3 protein-coding genes are annotated in these 2,325 nt (G+C 62.9%); 2 read left to right on the top strand and 1 reads right to left on the bottom strand.

The window, feature by feature from the left end; genetic code table 11:
- Nucleotides 1–838 (top strand): sigma-70 family RNA polymerase sigma factor (locus EN994_RS27660; protein WP_245466097.1); only part of this gene is annotated, 838 nt, incomplete at its 5' end.
- 118 nt (nt 839–956) lie between these two features.
- Here EN994_RS27660 and EN994_RS27655 read toward each other — a convergent pair.
- Entirely contained in the window at nt 957–1,526 is a 570-nt protein-coding gene (locus tag EN994_RS27655) for a TetR/AcrR family transcriptional regulator (RefSeq protein WP_063168675.1), read from the bottom strand.
- Nucleotides 1,527–1,629: 103 nt separating this feature from the next.
- On the opposite strand from EN994_RS27655, the gene EN994_RS27650 reads away from it, so the two are divergent.
- On the top strand, nt 1,630–2,325 hold a 696-nt coding region (locus EN994_RS27650; RefSeq protein WP_127307973.1), incomplete at its 3' end, for an oxidoreductase.

Here is a 2,325-nt window from a genome sequence, read left to right as displayed (position 1 = left end):
CCTGATGGGCTCGGTCATCGACGGGGAGGATGTCGTGCAGGACACGTTTGCGCGAGCCTTCGTTGCGCTGAATGAGCTGGGCGAGGTGCCGCAGCTCAGGCCCTGGCTGTTCCGCGTCGCCCACAACCGTGCGCTTGACCTGCTGCGCAGCCGCGCGATCCGCGCGGCGGAGCCTATCGAGGCGGCGCTTGAAATTGCCGACGACACCAAAGCCGACCCGGTGGAGATGCTGATGCGCAGGCAAGCTATACAGACCGCAGTGTCGCGCTTCGCGGAGCTTCCGCTGCTCCAGCGCAGCGTCGTCATCCTCAGAGATGTGCTCGACGAGCCGCTGGCCGAGATCGCTGCTTTGCTCGGCATCACCGTCGATGCGGTGAAAGGGCACTTGGCGCGCGGCCGCGCCCGGCTTAGGGAAGTCAGTGCGCAGGCCAGTTCGGCTCCCGATGCGCGTATCGCGTCGGCCGCCGTGGTCCGTTATGCGACCCTGTTCAACCAGCGGGATTGGGACGGCTTGCGCGCCCTGCTTGCCGACGACGTCAGGCTTCATCAGTCCCTGCATGCGACGCGCTCGGGTGCGGCGGATGTCGGCATGTTCTTCACGATCTACGCCAAAAGCGACCGCGTGTGGCTGACGCCGGCCTGGCTCGACGGCCGCGAGGTGATCGCTGTGTTCGAAAGCCATGCCGACCAGAAACCGCATCATTTCATGTGGCTGGAGTGGCGAGAAGGTCAGATCAGCTTCATCCGCGACTATCGCTATGTCAGCTATGTTACCGACGATGCCGAGCTGGTGCTGGCCAAGGACGCCAGGTCCTTCGGTCGCGGCACCGGGCACTGAAGAGCGGGCGCGCATCTGACCATCATACGGGCGGTGCTGTTCCTGCCCAAGGGGCCGATGCGGGGCTGGGCGTCGCACCGCCTGAGGATGTCTTTGACGTGCCCACGCGTGACATCCCCTAACTCTGCTCGATCAGCGCGCGCGCCGCAGCTTTCCCTGCCGCAAGGATACGATCCGACAATTCCGTTCCCTCCACGGCACGGGCCAGTTGAAGCGTGCCAATGAGGGTCGCAAAGATAGCGAACGCAACGCCCTCCGGATCAGGAGTTTGCGGCGGCAGCTCTACCGACACCTGGCGCACCTGGGTCAGCAAACGCTCGGTATAAAGCTGACGCGTTTCGGGTGGCTCGCGGGCGATTTCCGCCAGCAAGGCGGCAGAGGCGCAGCCCTTCCCGGGATTATCCCGATGCGCCGCAGACAGATATGTGTCTATGGCCATTGCCAAGCCGCCGGAGGCCAATGCTTGCCGTATCTCGTCGGATTGATCCTCGAGAGCTGCAGCGACCGTTTCACGGACAAGCGCCGCCTTTGATTGAAAGTGGGGATAGAAAGCCCCGTTCGTCAGCCCGGCGTCGCCCATGATGGTTGCCAGTCCGGACGCCGCTATGCCGTTTTTCCGAAAGCGTTCCGCGGCGACCTCCAGGATCCGGCCGCGCGAGGCGTCCTTCCTGCCCTTTTCGTAGCGCATGGCTGCTATTCCTTTCTGCTATTGCATTATGATCATAATCTGATATTACGACTGTAATTTAACAGATGCAAAAAAGCTAGCCCCCATGAGTTTGGAGCACGAAATGAAAACGAATGCCGGAAAAACCGCTGTTGTGACCGGAGCCTCTTCGGGCATCGGCCGCGCCAGTGCCGAAGCCCTTGCGCGGGCCGGGTTCACCGTCTTCGGAACCAGCCGGCGCAAGGCCGGCAACGATCCGGACGGGGTGATCATGCTGATCTGCGACGTGACCGACAGTGAGGCCGTTGCCGCACTCGTTTCGACGGTGCTCTCGCAGACCGGCCGGATCGACCTCTTGGTCAACAATGCCGGGGTCGGCCAGCTTGGAGGCGCCGAGGAATTCTCGATTGCCCAGGTGCAGGCTCTGTTCGACGTCAATCTGTTCGGCGTCATCCGCATGACCAATGCGGTGCTGCCGTCGATGCGGCAGCGTGGCGAGGGGCGCATCATCAATATCGGCTCTGTGCTGGGACTGGTGCCCGCGCCGTATTCAGCGCATTATTCGGCGGTCAAGCACGCGCTCGAGGGCTATTCGGAATCGCTCGACCACGAGGTTCGCGCCTTCAACATCCGCGTTTCGGTCATCGAGCCGGCATTCGTTCGTACTGTCTTCGACCAGAACGGGATCCAGCCGGATTCGCCGTTGCAGGAATACGATCAGGCCCGCGCTACGCTGGAAGCGCTGCTTCGCGACGTGATGCCTGTCGCCGACCGGCCGGAAATGGTGGCGCAAGTGGTCGTCAAGGCAGCGACCGATGCC

The organism is Mesorhizobium sp. M7A.F.Ca.CA.002.09.1.1 (genome assembly GCF_003998555.1).
In the GTDB taxonomy this organism is placed as follows: Bacteria; Pseudomonadota; Alphaproteobacteria; order Rhizobiales; family Rhizobiaceae; genus Mesorhizobium; species Mesorhizobium ciceri.
Note: the sequence above shows the minus strand (reverse complement) of the source record. Positions and strands in the feature narration are given on the sequence as shown.